The organism is Thiomonas sp. FB-6, assembly GCF_000377645.1.
Lineage (GTDB): Bacteria > Pseudomonadota > Gammaproteobacteria > Burkholderiales > Burkholderiaceae_C > Thiomonas_A.
Genome location: NZ_KB898544.1, coordinates 1 through 1,412, shown reverse-complemented (window position 1 = coordinate 1,412; position 1,412 = coordinate 1). Strand labels below are relative to the sequence as shown.

Here is a 1,412-nt window from a genome sequence, read left to right as displayed (position 1 = left end):
CGTGTACGCCGCACGCAGGCGTCAGTTCCTGAGCGCCATGCGCAAGCACGAGCAAGCCCTGGACAACTACCGCCGCGCAACGGCGCGCGGAGCGCACCAGGGCCTGCCCAGGACGCAAGCGCTCGAAGCGGTGAGGCGCTCGGGCCAGGAACTGAACACGGCCTTCCAGTTGGAAGTCAACAGCGCCCGGCAATCCGCCATTCCGCGCTCGACCATGCAGACCCCAGGCGGGAAACGTGTGCCTGATCGTGTACGCAATAGCCTCAAGATCACGCGCCTGGACCTGCGCTCGATCCAGCAGGCTGCCAATGTGTCCATGTTCGCGAGGGTCGCGAAGATCCTGAGTCCTGGACTGTTGGTCGTGGACATCGCTGCGCGAGGCCGTCACGTACATGACATGCATAAGCCAGGAGACGACTGGCATCGCGAAGTCTTTGTCGAAATAGGAGGCCTTCTCGGTTCCGCTGGCGCCGGCGCCGCTGGTTCATTCCTATCGATTATCGTGATCGGTGGAACCGTCTTCATCTTCAAATCGCCGGCGCTCTCGGTCGCTGTCGGAACTGGGGCGATTTCAGCCACCGCGCACGCGATCGATGGCGGGGACTTCTATGGAAAATTGGTTGCCGGCAAGATCTATGACCAAGTGGCTCATCTGATGAAGCGTTGATCACGATGGACACGCATTTGCCCTTCCCGGTCGCCGTTGCCTTCTTTTGTGTTGTGCTGTCCGGCTACCTGTCGATGGCCGCGTTCTGGTGGTTCACGGTACGTCGGTTGCACGGGCATCCGGAGGTCAGGAACTCGTTGGGCTGGCGGCCCCTGCCGGGCTTCGCGACCCTCAATGCTGCTGCGATACTCACCCTGCCCAGGTCCTTCGCGCGCATTCTGGGCATAGGCCCCTTGCGCTCGCTGACGGCCGACGCCGAAGCCATCCGCAGGAATACGGCTCCCTGGGAGCAGCGTCTGGGGCGCTTCGCGTTTCTGACCATGTTGGCAAGCGTCGCATGGAGTCTTGTCGGTTCGTACATGATGAACTGGGGCATGGTTACCGGCGCGGCCATCGCCGCCGGTCGCGCGGCCACCTACCTGCTGGCGCTCGGCGCGCTTCCCAGCCTTCTTTCCTACGGCGAAGCACGCCGGGTGCGAAGGCTCAAGACCCGTGGCCCCAACAAGCTCGACGACTGGTGGGCCGGGATCATGGACAGTCTGCAGCGATGACCTCTCCTGGCATGCCTACGCCGGGCCCCTCCGCGGGCGATTCGGCGCACGGCGAAGAATGGCAGCTCGCGCGAGCTCGATGAGACGGTGATGACCAACGATGCACTTCAGGGCCTGCTGCTGAGAGGCTTCGCCGGCGCCTTCCTGGCGTGGGTATTTCTGTTCGTCGTGCTTGCCTTGTACACGGTTCGGCG

The 1,412-nt window shown here is 63.4% G+C and carries 2 protein-coding genes; both read left to right on the top strand.

The features are described from left to right. Positions 1 to 667 (top strand): hypothetical protein (locus D466_RS0119950; RefSeq protein ID WP_018915436.1); only part of this gene is annotated, 667 nt, incomplete at its 5' end. 5 nt (positions 668 to 672) lie between these two features. Further along, the gene (locus D466_RS0119945; protein WP_156004526.1) at positions 673 to 1,218 is read left to right on the top strand and encodes a hypothetical protein; all 546 of its coding nucleotides are present in this window, start codon (positions 673 to 675) and stop codon (positions 1,216 to 1,218) included. Positions 1,219 to 1,412 lie beyond the last annotated feature (194 nt).

Excerpts from the sequence above, each read along its gene's own strand:
- D466_RS0119945 (WP_156004526.1), top strand. The coding sequence starts at position 673 with ATGGACACGCATTTGCCCTTCCCGGTCGCCGTTGCCTTCTTTTGTGTT.